Consider the following 18,316-nt stretch of genomic DNA (forward strand, 5'->3'; position numbering starts at 1 on the left):
AAATATGTTTGAGTTTAACTGATTTGTTCACTGATTTTGCCGAATCTGCGTTCCCGTCTCTGGTAGTCGCAAATGGCTTTACGAAGTTCTTCTTCCCGAAAATCGGGCCAATAGGTTTCGCAAAAGTAAAGTTCCGAATACGCGCATTGCCAAAGTAGGTAATTGCTCAGGCGGATTTCTCCACCGGTGCGTATCAGCAAGTCGGGGTCAGGCATGAAGCCGGTTGTCAGGTGTCTTGACATTAAATCGCAGTTGATTTGTTCGGGTGTCAATTCTCCTTTCTGTACCAAGACAGCTATTTGCCGGCTGGCTTCTGTTATTTCCCAACGTGAAGAGTAACTAAGGGCAAGTATCAGGCACATGCCTGTATTCTTAGATGTATTTTCTACGCAATTGTATAAACGGGTTTGTACATTTGCGGGTAACTTTTCTATATCTCCAATAATCCGGAAGCTAATGTTGTTCTTCATGAACGTATCTTCTTCGATGGAATCGAAAAGAAGACTCATCAGAGCAGCAACTTCGTCTGTAGGACGGTTCCAGTTTTCGGTTGAGAACGTATATAGGGTCAGATATCTGATGCCCAGCCTGGCGGCTTCTTCGGCTATCACATGAACGGTTTCTGCACCGACCTGATGTCCGTAGCTGCGTTCGTGTCCACGCTGCTTCGCCCATCGTCCGTTGCCGTCCATGATAATCGCCACATGCTGGGGTATCCGGCTCAAATCAATTTGTTCTTTATATTGCATCTCTTTTTAGTTGTTACATTCCTTACATCTTGGAAAGAGGTCGTAAGTGATGAAAAAGACAGTAAATGCGTAACTATCTTTATTCTTCCAGCCTTTTCCTTTTATCTGGTACGGGTCTTCCAGTTGCAAGCCTTCCCGTTGGGTAACATCCAACTGATCGCTAAGACTGAACCGCATCGTAAACTCACATCCTATATTGATGCGCGGGGTTGCTTTGTATTTTACTCCCACTCCAATAGGAATGTTCATTGTAAAGATCGTCTTTACAGGTTTTGGTGCAAACGTAAAACCTAATCCACCTAATATATAAGGTGTAAACCGACGGTCTCCCCGGTACGTGTTACCGATACCATATCCCAAAAAGTTATATTCAAATTGCGCTCCTAAATCGAATATAGTCCGTTTGAAGGTGGCATACTCTTCATTGGGATACGCATTTTTGAAATCTCTCGTGTCGCCGGAAATCCTGCCGGCTGTCAGGTTACCTTTTATAGCCATGTGTGGATTCAGTAAGTATCGGGCAATGAAACCTCCCGCTATTTCTGTGTTCTTAAACAGGGTACTGCTATTCGCATCTCCCATATAAAAACTTCCTCCAATGGCTCCTCCCAGTTCCCAAGTATATTCCTCTTGCGCAATGGCGCAACAGAAGGGAAACATGAGCAGAAAAAACACTATCTTTATATTCCTTGCAATAGTCATACCGTTCTCTTTATGTTCCTTATTTATTAGGGAAACGGAAAATAGACTATTTTATTATTGTATCTTGAAACCCAGTTTGTTTAGACGACCTCGCCATATACTACCGTCGTTCCATACAATCCAAATATAATGATTCTTATCGATAGTCAAAGAATAATCTCCTTTGTCCTTGAAGAGGCTTTCGTATGTAACTTCTTCTTCATCGTCTTCATCTTCTCCCGGAGTTACTATCTTTTTCATTGGATACTTGAACTTCTCAGCAGATTCATTCCAGGCAATACCTACTCGTGAAGAATAGATGGTTTCAAATTTTCCACCCATCATGTGAAACAGGCCTCCATAATACATGATAGCCGGGTTCTCCATAGCCGGACAGTAGAAATCGCTTGGAGTACTCATGTCAGCCCATGTCAGCCCATCCATTGTGAACCAAGGAACTACTGCTTTGGCTGATGTTTCTGTTTTACCCACTACTACTGTTTGCTTGATGCCGCTTGCATTCGTAAATACAGTAGCATATATGTCTTTTACTGGGAAATCATTGGATACTGTTTCTTTGCTTCTGGTCCAGTTTTTACCATCAGTACTTATGCAGAAATATTTCTGGCCTCCATCCAGAAGAATACCGATTAAGGTTTCCTCTGATATGCCTGTTAGTGCATCAGCTTCAAGTGTAGCAACCAGTGTGCTCATTTGCATGTTTTGTACTTCCTTGTTCTCCTTCACTTCCTGTATACCGACATTTACCCATGTGCTTCCATTATTGGAGCAGAATATATCTCCATTTGGGGCTGCTACAAAAAGTTGGTTTTTGAAGCTTACAATAGATCCCAAGTCGACATTGGCCGGCATGCCCGTAACTTCGATGGCATTCCAAGATAAATAGGCTGGGTTTCCTAATGAACTGCGGTATGCTGATGTTGTAGAAGTATAGACAAATAGATTTTCTTCTTCGGCATCATTTTTAAGAATTACTGATTTCTGCTTGTTGGCGGCAGGGGAAGTTGGCAATGATGACATTTCTCTCCAGATTAGCGAATCTGGATCTTGCTTGTGGACATTTACTGTGATTTTATATTCACGGGTAGTAACTCCGTCGGCTGCATGTACTTTCAGCGTGATCGGTTCTCTCAGGTCAACGGAGTCAGTAAGGTTGTTGAATAGTGTATCTTGTAAACCGGATGTAACCCAGCCTGTAACATTGAGTGTGTCAATCAATATCTTGTCTATGATAGTGTCTGATCCAACAGGAAGTGAGTCAACATTATAAATTTCTCTTTTCAGTTGATCAATCGTAAACTTATAATATATACCTTTTTTTATGGTGTCAAGACCAAAGGCACGTATCGTTGCGTCGGAACTGTATTCATAATTATCATCTGAGTTAAGGCACGAACTTATGGCAATCGACATAAGAAGAAAACTCATGATTACGGATAAAAACTTTATTCTCATTTCTAAAGATAGTGTTTATTTACAAGTTGCAAAAATAGGAACATTTTTCTCGATAAACAGCATAACAGGCAAGTTTTATATAAAATTATAGATAATATGCCCGTTTTTCTCGATAAAAAAGCATCAAAATGAGGTGATTCGCACTATTTTGTCGCAGTGTAATGCCGTATACTTCTACCGAAATATTGTTCGTTGACATAACTATTTTTATCGTTCATTTTAGGTGCATTAACACCGGATGTCAGATGAATGGGACTCTCTTCGACAAATGCTTCATCCCAGAGGCTGGCATCAATGAAAGATTGCAGTAAGGTACTCCCGCCTTCTACTAAAAGGGATTGGAGATTGCGTTCGTACAGAACTTGCATGATCTGGGGCAATATATCTTGTCCGAAGTTTATCGGAAGATATTCTACGCCGGGAAGGGAATTATGGGGATGTTCGGTAAATACGAGTGTAGGCACGTTGCCATCAAACAAGTGGAGCGTCGGTGACAGGCTCAGTCTCCGGTCGATGACAAGGCGTACGGGAGAACGCCCATACCAGTTGCGTACATTAAGGGAAGGATTGTCCAGTTCGGCGGTACGTGTACCTACAAGTATGGCAGCATGCTCTGCACGCTTTTTATGTACCATCATGGAAGTCAACGGAGTGGATAGGATGACAGGGCTGCCTCCGTTCCTGTGTAAATCAATGAAACCATCCGCAGATTCTGCCCATTTCAGGGTGATATACGGGCGGCGTAAGGTATGGAAAGTGATGAAACGTCTGATGAGGTGTCGGCATTCATTTTCCAATACTCCTACGGTTACTTCTCGTCCGGCATCTTTCAGCTTTTGTATACCTCGTCCGGCAACTTTGGAAAAAGGGTCCTGGCAACCGATAACAATGCGGGGAATTTGTTTTTCAATAATCAAATCGGCGCAAGGCGGCGTTTTTCCATGATGAGAACAAGGCTCAAGACTGACGTAAATTGTTGAGCGTTTCAATAATGAAGTGTCTTTTACGGAACGAATGGCATTCACTTCAGCATGCGCTTCTCCGCAGCGTACATGATATCCTTCTCCGATAATTTTCCCATCGCATACGATGACTGCTCCTACCATTGGGTTAGGGGCGGCATTGCAAAATCCGTTCTGTGCCAGTTGTATACAGCGACGCATGTATTTTTCTTCTTCCATGTGTGTTATCTTTCTATGATAATTCTTACTTTTGCACTCCGAAATAGATTCTTCGTCGTTCGGAATACAGGTTTTTCGGTGATATACCCGATATCTGTCCGGTACTTACCAAGTCCGTACCATCTCCGTATCTATACGCTTGGACTTGGTACGGAGTTGGTACGGACTTGACACGGACTTGGTCTCATCTTGGTCCGGTAATAGAACTGACGAAGAATCCCCAAAATATCCATTTATGAATATTACCGCCTCTTATATCCGCCGTGAACTGCAGGATTATTATACACCGCAGGAAGCCGGAAATTTGTCCAGACTTATCTGTTGCGAGATTCTGGGGCAGCCGGTTGTGGATTATTATTTGGGCAAAGATATAACTTTATCTGCAAAAGCAGAACAGGAATTGCAAAGCCTTCTCAGGCGTTTACGGAATTTTGAACCAATACAATATATTTTAGGAGAAGCACGTTTTCTGGGGAGAACATTTCAGGTAGCTTCCGGTGTCCTTATTCCACGTCCTGAAACGGAAGAACTGGTGGAAATAATGTTGAAAGAGATTTCTTCTACTTCTCGTGTTTTAGATATTGGAACAGGCAGTGGTTGTATTGCTGCCACGTTGGCAAAGGAATTGCCCGGAGCACAGGTTACTGCCTGGGATGTGTCTGAAGAAGCTTTGGCTATTGCTGCTGCTAACAGTCTGGCTTTACAAGTGCCTGTCTGTTTTGAACAGCGTGATGTACTGACTTATATTCCCGGTGTAACAGAACGTTATGATGTGATAGTGAGCAATCCGCCTTATGTTACTGAAGCAGAGAAACAAGATATGGAACGGAATGTGCTGGATTGGGAACCCTCTTTGGCGCTGTTTGTGCCTGATGCAGATCCTTTGCGTTTCTATCGTCGCATATCCGTGCTTGGGCTTGAAATGCTTGAACCTGACGGAAAACTTTATTTTGAAATTAACCGTACTTTTGGAGAAGATATCGTGCTTATGATGCGTGAATTAGGATATCGCTTTGTTCGTCTTCAAAAGGATATTTCCCATAATGATCGATTTGTAATAGCGCAAAAATGACAAATATTACTGAAACAGAGGCTTTAAGTAAAGTTGCAGGCTATTGCTCTACAGCAGAGCATTGCCGTGCCGAGATTTCCGAGAAACTACAACGTTGGGGATTGCCGTACGATGCCATTGATCGTATCCTTAAACGGCTGGAAGATGAGAAGTATATTGATGAAGAACGATTTTGCCGGGCTTTTGTCAATGACAAGTATCGCTTTGCGAAATGGGGAAAAGTGAAAATAGCCCAGGCACTCCAGATGAAAAAGGTTTCTTATAATGTATGCCGGCGTTTTTTGAATGAGATAGATGAGGAAGAATACCTATCTGTTTTAGATGGCCTGTTGGCTGCAAAACGTAAAAGTGTACATGCGGAGAATGAATATGAGTTGAATGGAAAGTTAATGCGTTTTGCGCTGAGCCGTGGGTTCGAAATGAAAGATATTCGTCATTGTATACAGCTTTCTGATGAAAATGATGACTTTGAGTGAAAAATCTCTTTATTCTTTTTTTTATTCTCATTCAGTTTCCGTATTTTTGTGCCATATTTACTATAAATAGCTAATTTGGTTATGAGAACTTTAGAAAAACTATTCGCAGAGAAGTTGCTGAAGATAAAAGCGATTAAACTACAACCGGCTAATCCCTTTACTTGGGCTTCCGGATGGAAATCTCCTTTTTACTGTGATAACCGCAAAACTCTTTCCTATCCTTCCTTGCGTAATTTTGTAAAGATTGAAATTACCCGTTTGATATTGGAACGTTTCGGGCAGGTGGATGCAATTGCCGGTGTAGCAACAGGTGCCATTCCTCAAGGAGCTTTGGTTGCCGATGCGCTGAACTTGCCGTTTGTGTACGTACGTTCTACCCCGAAAGACCATGGTCTGGAAAACCTGATTGAAGGAGAACTTCGTCCGGGTATGAAGGTTGTTGTGGTCGAAGATTTGATTTCTACAGGTGGAAGCAGTCTGAAGGCTGTAGAGGCTATACGCCGTGATGGATGTGAAGTTATCGGTATGGTAGCTGCATATACTTACGGTTTTCCTATTGCGGAAAAAGCATTCAAAGATGCCAAAGTTCCTTTGGTAACGCTGACAAATTATGAGGCTGTGTTGGATGTTGCACTTCGTACGGGTTATATAGAAGAAGAAGATATAGCAACGCTGAACGAATGGCGTAAGGACCCTGCACATTGGGATGCTGGAAAGTAACAGCAGTTTATTCTATAAAATAAATAATATGACGAAAGGGCCATTCGGATAGATTCTGTCCGGATAGTTCTTTTTGTCTTTTAAAGAGATTCAAAATATGACAAAATTTGAAAGTGGTGTGAAGATAATACCTGCCTCGCAGGAAGCTGTTTATGAGAAATTATCTGATTTGAATAATCTGGAAAAGTTTAAAGACAGCTTGCCGGAGGATAAAGTGAAGAACTTGAGCTTTGATTCGGAGAGTATGATGATAGAAGTTGCTCCTGTGGGTAAGATCGCGTTAAGTATAGTAGAGAAAGACCCGTGTAAATGTATCAAGTTTGCCACGACCACTTCACCGTTGCCGTTTAATCTGTGGATACAGATTGTGCCGGTAACAGAGACTGAATGTAAAATGAAGCTAACCATCGGCATGGAATTGAATCCTTTTATGAAAGGTATGGTTCAGAAACCTTTGCAGGAAGGATTAGAGAAAATGGCGGATATGCTTTCGATTATACCGTATTAATCACTAATCATTAATCACTAAATAAATGGCTCAGAAACTTTGGGAGAAATCCGTTCAGGTAAATAAGGATATAGAACGTTTTACAGTGGGGCGTGACCGTGAAATGGATCTTTACTTGGCAAAGCATGATGTGATAGGCTCTATGGCCCATATTACAATGCTCGAAAGTATCGGTCTGTTGACAAACGAAGAATTGGGTCTCCTGCTTGATGAATTGAAGAATATCTATGCAGCTGCTGAAAAAGGCGAGTTTGTGATAGAAGAGGGAGTAGAGGATGTACACTCGCAAGTGGAGTTAATGCTGACGCGTAAATTAGGGGATGTCGGTAAGAAGATACACAGTGGCCGTTCTCGGAATGACCAGGTACTGCTCGACCTGAAACTTTTCACGCGTGAACAGATCAAGGATATTGCCGAGGCGGTGGAGCAACTATTCCATGTGCTGATATGCCAGAGCGAGCGTTTCAAGGATGTGCTTATGCCTGGCTATACTCATCTGCAAATAGCAATGCCATCTTCTTTCGGTTTGTGGTTTGGTGCTTATGCTGAAAGTCTGGTAGATGATATGCTTTTCCTGCAGGCAGCATTTAAAATGTGTAATCGGAATCCTTTGGGATCAGCTGCCGGATATGGTTCTTCATTCCCACTGAACCGTACAATGACAACAAGTTTATTGGGATTTGACTCCTTAAACTATAATGTTGTTTATGCACAGATGGGGCGTGGCAAGATGGAACGTAATGTAGCTTTTGCCTTGGCAAGCATTGCCAGTACTATTTCTAAACTGGCTTTTGATGCTTGTATGTTCAATAGCCAGAATTTTGGTTTCGTGAAGTTGCCTGATGATTGCACGACCGGTTCCAGCATTATGCCTCATAAGAAGAATCCTGATGTTTTTGAACTGACACGTGCTAAATGTAATAAGTTGCAGTCATTGCCACAACAGATCATGATGATTGCTAATAATCTGCCTTCCGGATATTTCCGTGATTTGCAGATTATTAAAGAGGTATTCTTGCCTGCTTTCCAGGAACTGAAAGATTGTTTGCAGATGACGACTTATATCATGAATGAAATCAAAGTGAATGAACATATTCTTGATGATGACAAGTATCTGCTTATTTTCAGTGTGGAGGAGGTAAATCGTCTGGCACGTGAAGGTATGCCTTTCCGGGATGCTTATAAGAAAGTGGGACTGGATATTGAAGCCGGGAACTTCTCGCATTGCAAGCGAGTGCATCATACGCATGAAGGAAGTATTGGTAATCTCTGTAACGATGAAATCTCTGCACTGATGCAAGAAGTGGTAGATGGTTTTAATTTTCATGGGATGGAAGTGGCTGAAAAAGTCTTGCTTGGACGATAAGTATAACATTGTATGCGGAAATTCTGTATAATTATAGGGATGCTTTGGCTGTGTGTTGTCGGTTGCGGTGATTCATACGAGTCAAGCATTCCTTCTATTAGTTTTAATTTCTCATGCAGCCTTTCACAGTCTCCTTATTATAAGATTACGACCCCCGGCCAATTCTTGAAGGTAGATAAGAATGTGAATGGCTTACCTGTAGGCTATGCAGGATTAATAATAGGACAAAGCGTATATTCGGATGGCAATACCTATGTCGCTTATGATGCCGCCTGTCCGGTGGAGGCCAATCGTAGCGTTTCAGTCGAGTTGGTAGAAGATGGATTGGGCACTGCTGAATGTCCTAAATGCCACACTAGATATAATTTAAGCAGTGGTGGATTCCCCACAGGAGAAGGTACGGAATACCTGAAACATTATAAAGTCTCTGTATCCGGTACTACTTTGCAAGTCCGTAACTGATAAAATAGCAACTTTTTCTATGTAAAAAATTTGGCTGTAACGGGGAAACTCCTTATCTTTGCACCCGTTCTACAAAAAAGACCTGCGGAAATAGCTCAGTTGGTAGAGCATAACCTTGCCAAGGTTAGGGTCGCGAGTTCGAGTCTCGTTTTCCGCTCTCCTTTATAGGATGCTCGAATGGTGGAATGGTAGACACGAAGGACTTAAAATCCTTTGGCCATTGCGGCTGTGCGGGTTCAAGTCCCGCTTCGAGTACTTGATTAGAGCTCCATGAATCATTGATTTATGGAGTTTTATTTTTTTAGGCATCTTCTTGTTTCTCTACTCTTTACATTCCACACCGCTATGCTTTAAACTCTTTATTGATAGGTACTTCCGGGTGGTATGGGCAGCAATGCGAGGCGTAGAAGGCAGATAAACTTGCATTTACCCTATTCTTTTTGTTGATTTGCTTAAAGGAAAATGCCCGGATGCCCGGTTCAAAACTTTATTTTCCAATTGCGGGCTGTCCGTTTTCCAACTGCGGGCTGCCGGGCCCCCACATGGAAACTGTCGGGCCTGCAATTGAAGGACAAAGATTTGTCGGTACCAAAATGGGAAAATGCATCAGGCCAAAGCATGTTTTGCCTTGGGCATTACTTCATTTTTCCCTTTATTCTGGGCGAATGATTAAGCAGCTTTCCGTAAAAGCCTTATATTTGCAGTATAAATCATCATCATCTATGTACTTAAAGAAAATTATGGCTGCAACCCTTGCCCTTACTGCGCTTGCCGGGCAGGCACAGGAGAAACCTTTCAACATCATTCCCGAACCGGTGGAAATTACCGTGACCGGACAGGGAGAGTTTCAAATCCAACGTAATACGATGATTCGTGTGTCGGAGCCTGCATTGGCATCCTCGGCTATGTATCTGGCGGATTATATGGACCGTTATCTCGGCATACCGCTGCAAACGGAAATTCCTAAGACGGGTAAATCCCGGAGGAAAGGGAATCCTGCGGTAGAAGCAATCACTCTGAAACCTGGTGAACCAGCTTGTATCGTTCTAATTAACCGGAAGAACGGAGAGGTTTCCGGTGGTTATCAGTTGGAGATTATTCCGGCGGAGGGCATACGCATTGAAGGAAATGACGAAGCAGGTGTTTTCTATGGTGTGCAGACACTGATACAATTGCTGCCTACCCGTGCCGGAGTGTTGCCTATCCTTCCGGCTGTGAAGGTGAATGACTATCCCCGCTTTACCTATCGGGGCATGCATCTCGATGTGGTGCGCCATTTCTTTCCGGTATCATTCATTAAGAAGTATATCGATTATCTTGCATTGCATAAACTCAACTATTTCCACTGGCATCTGACAGACGACCAAGCCTGGCGTGTTGAAATGAAATGCCGACCGGAACTGACAGAGAAAGGTTCCGTCCGTGAAGGGGAAATCCTCGGACTTTATCCGGGAAAATACCAACCGTTGCCTTATGGCGGATATTATACCCATGAAGATGTGCGCGAGATAGTGCGCTATGCTGCCGAACGTCATATCACGGTGATACCCGAAATAGATATTCCCGGTCACTGCATGGCTGTCCTTGCCACCTATCCGCAATTCAGTACTACGCCGGATGAGCCGAAGAAAGCGGCACTGACGTGGGGTATCTTTAATAAATTCAATAACGTGCTGGCGCCCAAACCGGAAGTTTTCGACTTTCTGAAAGATGTGTTTTCTGAATTGTGTGACTTGTTCCCCGGCCAATATATCCATGTGGGCGGGGACGAATGTGCCAAGCGTTGGTGGCAGGAGTCGGAAGAAACACAGCAATTCATGCGTGAACATGGACTGAAAGATGAGAAGACATTGCAAAGTTACTTCGTTCATTATGTGCAAGATGTGGTGAACGGTAAAGGAAAGACGCTTATCGGTTGGGATGAAATCCTTGAAGGAGGTATTTCGGAAGATTGCATCGTGATGAACTGGCGCCGTCCGGAATTTGGAAAGAAGGCGTTGAAGACGAATCACCGCACAATATTCACTTGCTCTGCCTGGTCGTACTTCAATCTGAAAGAGAGCCGTACCCAAGCGGAAATCGGTCCGCGTGGTCCGTTGCCTCTGGAGAAAGTATATGGTTTTCAGATTGTGCCCGATTCGCTGACTGCGCAACAACAAAAACTTGTCTGGGGAGCACAGGGGTGCTTGTGGACTGAATACATCCCTACTACCTGGAAAGCAGAGTTTGCCGTTTTCCCACGTATGTCGGCACTGGCGGAAAATGTCTGGTCGCCTTTGGAGAAGAAGAACTGGGAGAACTTCTCCCGTAAAGTAGAGACGCAGTATGAACGTTATGAACTTTGGGGGGCGCGCTATTCCGAAGCATTCTTCCGTACGCAAGACGTGGAACGAAAAAGATAACAGAAAAAGCTGTCGGTATGCAGTACTTTTCTTTTTTTTGCATTTAATAGAAAAAACGCTATACAAATCATTATGAAGTACTTGCTTTGTTTCCTTGTAGGGGTGTTATTAACTACCTCTCTGTACGCCCAAAGTGCAGGTGATAAAAGGTCCTCTTTTTCTGTTCATGCCGGACCGTCATGGTATTTGGGACAATTGATGGGAATCACCGACAGATCGGATGCCTATCGCAGTGATTTACGAAAAGGAGTGGCTTGGGATGTCAGCTATCTGGCACAAGTTGCCGGTCGGAAGTTGAAGTTCGGGGTGGGAGTGCTGTATCAGGGAAGTTCCTATAAAAATACGCACGACACCGGGGCGGATAAGATTCTGATGCACTACATGGCGCCGCAGGTATCTTTGACGATGGTGAAGAAACATTATCAACTTCAGTTGGCAGGTGGAATAGGCTATCAGTTCTATAAGGATAAAAGTAAGGTGTATGGCAAGCCGCGGGATGTTTCGATGGATAAACTTGCAGGTAACCTGACCCTCTCGGGCGAGTATTTCCTGACGAGCCACTGGGGAGCTTCGGCTCGCCTGAACTGGCTGGCATCCAGCACAGAAACTTATTCGGTGAAGTATCACGATGAGAAGTGGAATGTGGAAAATCCGAAAACCGGTACCGGTTATTTCGGTCAGTTATCTTTAGTCTTCGGTTTAAACTATCATTTTTGAGCGCTATGAAAAAGTTGTTATTTCTGTTCCTGCTGATTTGTTGCTGTGCCTGTGAAGAAGATAGAAGTGTAGACCCGACATTGATGCCGGAAGCTACAACTACAGGTGAAAATACATTGGGTTGTCTGATAGACGGTTGGGTATATACCAGTGGGCGGTATGGAATACCATCTGCTCGTTTTTATGATGATGAGGAAAATCATTATGTTGCAATTGATGCGGAAGTCGGTATCTTTAGTGGTTTGCATCTGGTGATTGTGAATCCCCGACAAGGAGCTAGTTGTACTTACATAGATGCTGTTTTTGATAGAGAAGATTTGGAAGATGGTGAAGCCTATATTACTCGTATGGATGGAACCATTATCAGTGGCACATTTAGTGGTGGGAGTATCAAAGAGGGGCGTTTTGATATAAAATATCGTGAGAAACCCGAAGGTGGAGAAGCGGTATATTGATATAAAAACTGCCCCTGAAGGAATTTCTTCCAAGGGGCAGTCTTTTTCACTTCGTCTTCTCTCAAGTCTTATAAAGCCTTTCGGTTGCTGATAACCCGTACAGCAGCGGTGTACTGTTGACAGGGAACAGACACATGAATGCCGTTGCCTTTGTCTTCAGTTGAAGCGTTGATGTAAGCTGACTTTAACAGCTGCTTCACGCTTTCCACTTCCCAGGGACTACCTGCGAAAACGTTAATCTGAGAAATCTTTCTACTTGTAATCATGTGCTTTAAATCTTTTAGTTGTACTTTCCGGTCGCAAATGTAAGCGGTTTGCGGGAAACAGAATAACTCAAATTGATCAAAAAGTAACATAAAAGGTGCAAACGATTTAGAAGTAGCCTATTCCTTCTATTTTTTCCTTTATTTTGTATCGTTCTTCCGGATTTCCACACGACGGATCTTTCCACTGATGGTTTTCGGTAGTTCGTCTACAAATTCAATCACACGTGGGTACTTGTAAGGAGCCGTCACTTTTTTTACATGATTTTGCAATTCCTTGATAAGCTCTTCACCCTCTTTCCCTTTATATTCTTTAGCCAGTACGATGGTAGCTTTCACTACCTGACCGCGGATTTCATCGGGTACGCCTGTGATGGCACATTCTATTACAGCGGGATGCGTCATCAAGGCACTTTCCACTTCGAATGGGCCGATACGATAACCGGAGCTCTTGATCACATCGTCTGCACGGCCTACAAACCAAAGATAACCGTCTTCATCTTTCCAGGCAACGTCTCCCGTATAGTAGATACCATTATTCCAAGCTTCGTGTGTACGTTCCGGATCACGGTAGTACTCTTTAAACAATCCCAACGGCTTGCCTTTATCCGTACGAATTACGATTTGTCCCTGTTCGCCGGCTTCCACAGAACGACCGTCGTTGTCTATCAGGTCTACATCATATTGCGGATTGGGCAATCCCATGCTACCTGGTTTCGGTTCCATCCAAGGCATAGTGGCGATGGTCAGGGTGGTTTCTGTTTGTCCGAATCCTTCCATCAGTTTGATACCAGTCAGTTTCTTGAAGGTTTCGAATACAGCAGGGTTCAGTGCTTCACCGGCAATTGTACAATATTGCAGGGACGAGAGGTTGTACTTCGTCAGGTCTTCGTGAATGAGGAAACGGAAGATGGTGGGAGGGGCACAAAGAGAGGTTACATGATAATCTTGTATCTTCTCCAGAATGGCGGCAGGAGTAAACTTTTCGTGATCATATACGAATATATTTGCTCCGGCAATCCATTGTCCGTAAAGTTTGCCCCATACAGCCTTTCCCCAGCCGGTATCGGCAATGGTAAGGTGCAGGCTATTTTCCGTCAGATTGTGCCAGAAACTACCGGTGACAATGTGTCCCAGTGGATAAGTGAAGTCATGGGCAACCATTTTCGGCTCACCTGTGGTTCCGCTGGTGAAGTACATCAACGAAATGTCTTCATTCGTATTCGGATGTTCCGGTTTCACGAAAGGTGCAGCATTCTCGATGCCTTTGTGGAAATCATCGAATCCTTCAGCTACTTCAGGTCCTACGCTGACGAGTTTCTTCACGCTGGGTGAATCTGGCATGGCAGCTGTGATATGCTCCGTGATAACCGATTCGCCGGCACAAACAATCATTTTGATATCCGCGGCATTGCAGCGATATACAATATCTTTTTTGGTCAGCAAGTGAGTGGCAGGAATAACGACAGCACCGAGTTTATGCAAAGCTATAATGCTGAACCAGAATTCAAAACGACGTTTCAATATCAACATTACCATGTCACCATGACCGATGCCGAGGCTTTGGAAATACGAAGCTGTCATGTCCGTATAGCGTTTCATGTCGGCAAACGTAAACTGGTGGTGTTCACCCTTATCATTAGTCCATAACAATGCAGGTTTGTCAGGTTGTTCGGTAGCCCAGGCGTCTACTACATCGTATCCGAAGTTGAAGTTTTCCGGTACGTTTATTTTGAAATTTTTGATAAAATCCTCTTGTGTAGTGAAAGAGGTTTGCGATAAAAATCTTTCTACCATGATTTTAGGAATTAAGAATGAAGAATTTTGCTGCGCCGTGCAAGTATACCGCATGGCAATTCTTCATTCTTTATTTTTCATTCTTCATTTAATGATTACATTATTATTGCCAGGAATCGTACCGTTTTTCCGTCCAGTGCTTTCATGCCATGCGGCAATTTGGAATTGAAGTACAGGCTGTCTCCTTCGTTTAGTATAAGCTCTTTGCCATCGATGCTTATCATCATGCGCCCTTCGAGTACAAGGGTGAATTCTTGTCCGGCATGACTGTTGTAATGTATCGGTTCGCTATCCGGTTTCGGTTCTACAGTCACGACGAACGGATCGGCGCTACGATTCATGAAGCCTGCGGCAAGCGATTGGTATTTGTAGGCTTTAGTACGTTCAATGCTGGTTCCTTTACCGGCACGAGTCAGGAAATAGGAACTCATTTTCGGCTCTTCGCCAAACATCAGTGCATCCAACGAAACTCCGTATCTGCGTGCTATCTTTTGCAGCATGCTGACGGAAATATCAAATTCTCCCGACTCTGCGAGACGGTATTCTTCGGCAGAAATATCACATTCGCGTGCAATGTCTTCGGCTGTCAGCTCCAGTACATCGCGAAGCCCGCGGAGGCGTTCTGCTATTTGCTTAATTTGTTCGTCCATGTGGTTGTTTATTTAATGAATTAATTGTTCGTCTTATTGTTTGCTGGCTTTAATGGCATTGATGATGGCAGAAGAGTAACCGTCATGTTCCAACTCATTAATGCCTTTGATGGTGATACCGCCAGGGGTACATACTTTGTCTATTTCTACACTGGGGTGTGTGTCATTGTTCAGTATCAGTTCGGCTGCTCCTTTTACGGATTGGGCCACCATCCTCATGGCATCCTTGGGGTAAACTCCCATTTCTATGCCGGCTTGCATGGCAGCTTGAATATATTTCAGTACATAGGCAATGCCGCAGGAAGCCATGGAAGTGCAAGCTGCGAATTTTTCTTCAGGGATAAGCATGGCGAGTCCCATTTGGTTGAAGATATCCAGCATCAGTTGCTCCTGTTCTTTGGTAGCATTGCGGCTGGCAATCAAAGTCATACTTTCCATTTCGCTGATGGCAGTATTGGGAATGATGCGGAACATGGTCATTTCCGGTTCCGGTACGTAGTGAGCCAGTTCTTCGAAGTTGATGCCTGCGGCGACAGAAATAATGATTTGCTTGCTTTTCAGTTTCAATTCACGCAGTACGCTTTTGATAAGCCACGGTTTCACAGCAAGTATGATAAATTCGGCACCGATGATGGCTTCCTGATTGTCATGCGTAATCTGTAAAGCGGGAAACTCTACTTTCAGTTCATCCAACTTTCCTTGCGAGGGATTAGAGACTATGATATCCGAGGCGGGGATAATGCTTCCCTTTGCCAATCCACGGGCTATAGAACCGCCCATGTTTCCTGCTCCGATAATTGCTGTTTTCATATCATTCTGTTATTAAAAGGGTTGTCGATGGGCAAAGGTAGATATTTTTTCCACCTTTATAAGCAAATTGATGTAAAAAAGTACTTGTGTACTAGAACAAAAAACAGCCTTAAGATACGTTGAAACGTCCGAAAGGCTGCCTGTCTATTGCTGATTATATAGTCAAATATACTTTAAAGTACTTTTCTGAAACGTTCGAGGAAGAGATCGGCTTCTTCCATGCTGAGACAGAGGGGCGGAAGCAAACGGAGTACGTTTGTACCACTGACACCTGTAAATACATGTTGCTCTTTCAGAAGTTTCAGGCGAAGTTCCTTTATTGGCTCTTCAAATTCAAGACCGATCATTAGACCACGTCCACGAACTTCCTTGATCTGTGGGAATTTCTTCAGTTCCGTCATTAAGTATTCACCTACTTTAGCTGCATTTTCAACCAGATTTTCCTGACTTATGACATCCAGTACTGCCAACGCTGCGCTACATGCCAGATGATTACCACCAAAGGTAGTACCCAGCTGTCCGTAAACCGGAGTAAACATCGGACTGATGATTACACCAGCCATCGGGAAACCATTGCCGATGCCTTTGGCTACAGTGATAATATCTGCCTTGATACCGTTGTGTTGGTGAGCAAAGAATTTACCGCTGCGGCCATAACCACTTTGGATTTCATCTAAAACCAGTACAGTGTTATGAGCGGTACAAACTTCGCGCAGAGCTTGCATGAATTCATCTGTCGGCAGTTGGATACCACCTACACCCTGAATACCTTCAATAATTACTGCGCAAACATCCCCCTTCGCCAGTTCGGCTTTCATAACTTCGATATCGTTCAGCGGGAGATAAGTGACATGTCCGCAATCGTTGATGGGAGCTATGATTTTCGGGTTGTTGGTTACTTCTACAGCCAGTGAAGTGCGTCCGTGAAATGCTTTGTTAAAAGAAACCACACGTGTACGTCCATTGTAGAACGAAGCGAGTTTCAAGGCATTCTCGTTGGCTTCTGCACCGCTGTTAATCAGGAATAAGGAGTAGTCATCATAACCACAAACTTTTCCTAAGCGTTCAGCAACCTGTTCCTGCAACTTGTTGATGACAGAGTTGGAATAAAATCCCAACGTGGCAACTTGCTTGCTTATCATCTCCACGTAGTGCGGATGCGCATGACCGATGGAGATAACAGCGTGTCCGCCGTAGAGATCGAGGTACTCAGTACCCTTTTCGTCCCATACGTGGCAGCCTTTTCCCTTGACAATATTGATGTCAAAAAGAGGATATACGTCGAATAAATTCATTTCTTTAATTATAAATTACGAGATACAAATTACTTAGAAGGCGCTGGGCTTCAGTCGCAAGCCGACGGTTTCTTCTAAATTGAACATCAAGTTCATGTTATGTACTGCCTGTCCACTGGCACCTTTCAGCAAGTTGTCGATGCAGGAGATGATAAGCAACTTATCACCATGCTTCTCCAGATGTAGCAGACACTTATTGGTGTTTACCACTTGCTTCAGGTCGATGTTCTTCTCTACAATGTGTACGAAAGAGTCTTTTGCATAATATTCTTCGTACATGCGGACGATTTCATCCAATGCAACTTTGGTTTTTACTACGATGGTAGCAAAAATACCACGTGCGAAATCACCGCGGTAAGGGATAAAGTCAATATCCGCATCAAAACTGTTCTGCAATTGCTTTAGGGATTGCTTGATTTCGGGTACATGCTGGTGATCGAATGCTTTATAAACACTCAGGTTATTATTTCGCCAGCTGAAGTGACTGGTTGATCCCGGTTTCACGCCAGCTCCGGTAGAACCGGTGATAGCATTCACCATGATGTCGTTGTTCAGCATCAGGTGCTTGGCAAGGGGCAGCAAGCCCAATTGGATACAAGTGGCAAAACAGCCCGGATTGGCCACGTGCTTTGCTTTGCAGGTAGCGCGACGGTTCAACTCCGGCAGACCGTAAATAAAGTCATGTTCCGGAGAAGCAATGCGGTAGTCCATAGAGAGGTCGATGATTTTCAACTCCTCAGGAATGTTGTGACTCTCTATGAATTTCTTCGTATCGCCGTGAGCGGTACAGAAGAATAATACATCAATTTCATCCAAAGGTAACTCGTCGGTGAAGACAAGATCCGTTTCGCCGTACAATCCTTCGTGTACGTCGGTAATTTTGTTTCCGGCGTTACTTGAGCTGTTGATGAATACGATTTCCGCTTCCGGATGATTGACCAGCAAACGAATTAACTCACCTGCCGTATATCCGGCTCCGCCGATGATTCCTACTTTAATCATGTTAGTTTATACTATGTTCTTTATCTGTTATATAAGTTTCTTTCTTCGGGAACGATAAGCCACATTATAAGGTATACAGGTATACCAGCAAATACGGTGAAAAACGTCAATAATGCATAACCGATACGTACGAGTGATGGATCGAGTCCGAAATAGGCGGCTAAACCTCCGCAAACTCCGGCAAGCATTCTGTCACTACGTGAGCGAGTGAGTTTCTTGTTATTAGTATCCATG

At 43.7% G+C, this 18,316-nt stretch carries 20 protein-coding genes and 2 tRNA genes; 11 read left to right on the plus strand and 11 right to left on the minus strand.

What is annotated here, in order from left to right:
* Positions 1–14: 14 nt before the first annotated feature.
* From BWI44_RS17390 to ribD, 4 genes are all read right to left on the minus strand, one after another.
* A complete protein-coding gene (locus BWI44_RS17390) occupies positions 15–749 on the minus strand; it encodes an isoprenyl transferase (protein ID WP_195208787.1) in 735 nt (244 codons plus the stop codon).
* A 6-nt stretch (positions 750–755) separates the two neighbouring features.
* Positions 756–1,451 (minus strand): type IX secretion system protein PorG, encoded by a 696-nt coding sequence (porG, locus tag BWI44_RS17395; protein ID WP_052574788.1) that lies wholly within the window; start codon positions 1,449–1,451, stop codon positions 756–758.
* A gap of 54 nt (positions 1,452–1,505) precedes the next feature.
* On the minus strand, positions 1,506–2,906 hold the full coding sequence (bamI, locus tag BWI44_RS17400; RefSeq protein ID WP_195208789.1) for a BamI family beta-barrel-assembly machinery protein: 1,401 nt from the start codon (positions 2,904–2,906) through the stop codon (positions 1,506–1,508).
* Positions 2,907–3,049: 143 nt separating this feature from the next.
* Positions 3,050–4,087, minus strand: a complete 1,038-nt coding sequence (ribD, locus tag BWI44_RS17405; RefSeq protein ID WP_044533798.1) for a bifunctional diaminohydroxyphosphoribosylaminopyrimidine deaminase/5-amino-6-(5-phosphoribosylamino)uracil reductase RibD — start codon at positions 4,085–4,087, stop codon at positions 3,050–3,052.
* 235 nt (positions 4,088–4,322) lie between these two features.
* Here ribD and prmC point away from each other — a divergent pair, with 235 nt between their 5' ends.
* The 11 genes from prmC (at position 4,323) to BWI44_RS17460 (ending at position 12,265) form a co-directional block, all read left to right on the plus strand.
* The gene (prmC, locus tag BWI44_RS17410) at positions 4,323–5,159 is read left to right on the plus strand and encodes a peptide chain release factor N(5)-glutamine methyltransferase (protein ID WP_044533799.1); all 837 of its coding nucleotides are present in this window, start codon (positions 4,323–4,325) and stop codon (positions 5,157–5,159) included.
* Positions 5,156–5,635, plus strand: a complete 480-nt coding sequence (locus BWI44_RS17415; RefSeq protein WP_007660456.1) for a regulatory protein RecX — start codon at positions 5,156–5,158, stop codon at positions 5,633–5,635. The genes prmC and BWI44_RS17415 overlap by 4 nt, the downstream gene beginning before the upstream one ends.
* Positions 5,636–5,716: 81 nt before the next feature.
* Positions 5,717–6,355: an orotate phosphoribosyltransferase gene (gene pyrE / locus BWI44_RS17420; RefSeq protein WP_007660454.1), complete on the plus strand. Its 639-nt coding sequence runs from the start codon at positions 5,717–5,719 to the stop codon at positions 6,353–6,355.
* Between the two features lie 97 nt (positions 6,356–6,452).
* Positions 6,453–6,863, plus strand: coding sequence for an SRPBCC family protein (locus tag BWI44_RS17425; protein ID WP_044532225.1), 411 nt, complete (start codon positions 6,453–6,455; stop codon positions 6,861–6,863).
* A 25-nt stretch (positions 6,864–6,888) separates the two neighbouring features.
* Entirely contained in the window at positions 6,889–8,229 is a 1,341-nt protein-coding gene (gene argH / locus BWI44_RS17430; RefSeq protein ID WP_195208790.1) for an argininosuccinate lyase, read from the plus strand.
* A 12-nt stretch (positions 8,230–8,241) separates the two neighbouring features.
* Positions 8,242–8,691 carry a Rieske (2Fe-2S) protein gene (locus BWI44_RS17435; RefSeq protein WP_044532227.1) on the plus strand — a complete coding sequence of 150 codons (450 nt, stop codon included), beginning with the start codon at positions 8,242–8,244 and terminating at the stop codon, positions 8,689–8,691.
* 84 nt (positions 8,692–8,775) lie between these two features.
* Positions 8,776–8,848: transfer RNA gene (locus BWI44_RS17440), tRNA-Gly, on the plus strand.
* 14 nt (positions 8,849–8,862) lie between these two features.
* Positions 8,863–8,946 (plus strand) — tRNA-Leu (locus tag BWI44_RS17445).
* 467 nt (positions 8,947–9,413) lie between these two features.
* Positions 9,414–11,093, plus strand: a complete 1,680-nt coding sequence (locus tag BWI44_RS17450; RefSeq protein WP_195208791.1) for a beta-N-acetylhexosaminidase — start codon at positions 9,414–9,416, stop codon at positions 11,091–11,093.
* A gap of 72 nt (positions 11,094–11,165) precedes the next feature.
* A complete protein-coding gene (locus BWI44_RS17455) occupies positions 11,166–11,810 on the plus strand; it encodes a hypothetical protein (RefSeq protein ID WP_115503108.1) in 645 nt (214 codons plus the stop codon).
* A gap of 5 nt (positions 11,811–11,815) precedes the next feature.
* The gene (locus BWI44_RS17460) at positions 11,816–12,265 is read left to right on the plus strand and encodes a Riean_0653 family protein (protein WP_007660447.1); all 450 of its coding nucleotides are present in this window, start codon (positions 11,816–11,818) and stop codon (positions 12,263–12,265) included.
* Positions 12,266–12,333: 68 nt separating this feature from the next.
* On the opposite strand, the gene BWI44_RS17465 is transcribed toward BWI44_RS17460, so the two are convergent.
* The 7 genes from BWI44_RS17465 to BWI44_RS17495 form a co-directional block, all read right to left on the minus strand.
* Positions 12,334–12,531 carry a DUF2007-related protein gene (locus BWI44_RS17465; RefSeq protein ID WP_025834708.1) on the minus strand — a complete coding sequence of 66 codons (198 nt, stop codon included), beginning with the start codon at positions 12,529–12,531 and terminating at the stop codon, positions 12,334–12,336.
* A gap of 138 nt (positions 12,532–12,669) precedes the next feature.
* The gene (locus BWI44_RS17470; protein WP_044532233.1) at positions 12,670–14,325 is read right to left on the minus strand and encodes an AMP-binding protein; all 1,656 of its coding nucleotides are present in this window, start codon (positions 14,323–14,325) and stop codon (positions 12,670–12,672) included.
* A 95-nt stretch (positions 14,326–14,420) separates the two neighbouring features.
* Positions 14,421–14,975 carry a helix-turn-helix domain-containing protein gene (locus BWI44_RS17475; protein ID WP_021968151.1) on the minus strand — a complete coding sequence of 185 codons (555 nt, stop codon included), beginning with the start codon at positions 14,973–14,975 and terminating at the stop codon, positions 14,421–14,423.
* 33 nt (positions 14,976–15,008) lie between these two features.
* On the minus strand, positions 15,009–15,785 hold the full coding sequence (gene proC, locus BWI44_RS17480; protein WP_007660432.1) for a pyrroline-5-carboxylate reductase: 777 nt from the start codon (positions 15,783–15,785) through the stop codon (positions 15,009–15,011).
* Between the two features lie 173 nt (positions 15,786–15,958).
* A complete protein-coding gene (locus tag BWI44_RS17485) occupies positions 15,959–17,080 on the minus strand; it encodes an aspartate aminotransferase family protein (RefSeq protein WP_115503111.1) in 1,122 nt (373 codons plus the stop codon).
* Positions 17,081–17,113: 33 nt separating this feature from the next.
* Positions 17,114–18,082 (minus strand): N-acetyl-gamma-glutamyl-phosphate reductase, encoded by a 969-nt coding sequence (gene argC, locus BWI44_RS17490; protein ID WP_044533480.1) that lies wholly within the window; start codon positions 18,080–18,082, stop codon positions 17,114–17,116.
* Positions 18,083–18,102: 20 nt separating this feature from the next.
* Positions 18,103–18,315: a PspC domain-containing protein gene (locus BWI44_RS17495; protein ID WP_007660424.1), complete on the minus strand. Its 213-nt coding sequence runs from the start codon at positions 18,313–18,315 to the stop codon at positions 18,103–18,105.
* Between the last annotated feature and the right edge of the window lies 1 nt (position 18,316).

The organism is Bacteroides sp. Phil13, assembly GCF_001940965.1.
In the GTDB taxonomy this organism is placed as follows: domain Bacteria; phylum Bacteroidota; class Bacteroidia; order Bacteroidales; family Bacteroidaceae; genus Bacteroides; species Bacteroides intestinalis.

Bases quoted from the DNA above. Each gene is read 5' to 3' on its own strand.
- proC (WP_007660432.1), bottom strand. From the start codon at position 15,785: ATGAAAACAGCAATTATCGGAGCAGGAAACATGGGCGGTTCTATAGCC.
- BWI44_RS17390 (WP_195208787.1), bottom strand. From the start codon at position 749: ATGCAATATAAAGAACAAATTGATTTGAGCCGGATACCCCAGCATGTG.
- argC (WP_044533480.1), bottom strand. From the start codon at position 18,082: ATGATTAAAGTAGGAATCATCGGCGGAGCCGGATATACGGCAGGTGAG.
- BWI44_RS17435 (WP_044532227.1), top strand. From the start codon at position 8,242: ATGCGGAAATTCTGTATAATTATAGGGATGCTTTGGCTGTGTGTTGTC.
- BWI44_RS17455 (WP_115503108.1), top strand. From the start codon at position 11,166: ATGAAGTACTTGCTTTGTTTCCTTGTAGGGGTGTTATTAACTACCTCT.
- BWI44_RS17415 (WP_007660456.1), top strand. From the start codon at position 5,156: ATGACAAATATTACTGAAACAGAGGCTTTAAGTAAAGTTGCAGGCTAT.
- bamI (WP_195208789.1), bottom strand. From the start codon at position 2,906: ATGAGAATAAAGTTTTTATCCGTAATCATGAGTTTTCTTCTTATGTCG.
- porG (WP_052574788.1), bottom strand. From the start codon at position 1,451: ATGACTATTGCAAGGAATATAAAGATAGTGTTTTTTCTGCTCATGTTT.
- BWI44_RS17495 (WP_007660424.1), bottom strand. From the start codon at position 18,315: ATGGATACTAATAACAAGAAACTCACTCGCTCACGTAGTGACAGAATG.
- BWI44_RS17485 (WP_115503111.1), bottom strand. From the start codon at position 17,080: ATGAATTTATTCGACGTATATCCTCTTTTTGACATCAATATTGTCAAG.
- pyrE (WP_007660454.1), top strand. From the start codon at position 5,717: ATGAGAACTTTAGAAAAACTATTCGCAGAGAAGTTGCTGAAGATAAAA.
- BWI44_RS17465 (WP_025834708.1), bottom strand. From the start codon at position 12,531: ATGATTACAAGTAGAAAGATTTCTCAGATTAACGTTTTCGCAGGTAGT.
- BWI44_RS17475 (WP_021968151.1), bottom strand. From the start codon at position 14,975: ATGGACGAACAAATTAAGCAAATAGCAGAACGCCTCCGCGGGCTTCGC.
- BWI44_RS17450 (WP_195208791.1), top strand. From the start codon at position 9,414: ATGTACTTAAAGAAAATTATGGCTGCAACCCTTGCCCTTACTGCGCTT.
- BWI44_RS17470 (WP_044532233.1), bottom strand. From the start codon at position 14,325: ATGGTAGAAAGATTTTTATCGCAAACCTCTTTCACTACACAAGAGGAT.
- argH (WP_195208790.1), top strand. From the start codon at position 6,889: ATGGCTCAGAAACTTTGGGAGAAATCCGTTCAGGTAAATAAGGATATA.
- BWI44_RS17460 (WP_007660447.1), top strand. From the start codon at position 11,816: ATGAAAAAGTTGTTATTTCTGTTCCTGCTGATTTGTTGCTGTGCCTGT.
- BWI44_RS17425 (WP_044532225.1), top strand. From the start codon at position 6,453: ATGACAAAATTTGAAAGTGGTGTGAAGATAATACCTGCCTCGCAGGAA.
- prmC (WP_044533799.1), top strand. From the start codon at position 4,323: ATGAATATTACCGCCTCTTATATCCGCCGTGAACTGCAGGATTATTAT.
- ribD (WP_044533798.1), bottom strand. From the start codon at position 4,087: ATGGAAGAAGAAAAATACATGCGTCGCTGTATACAACTGGCACAGAAC.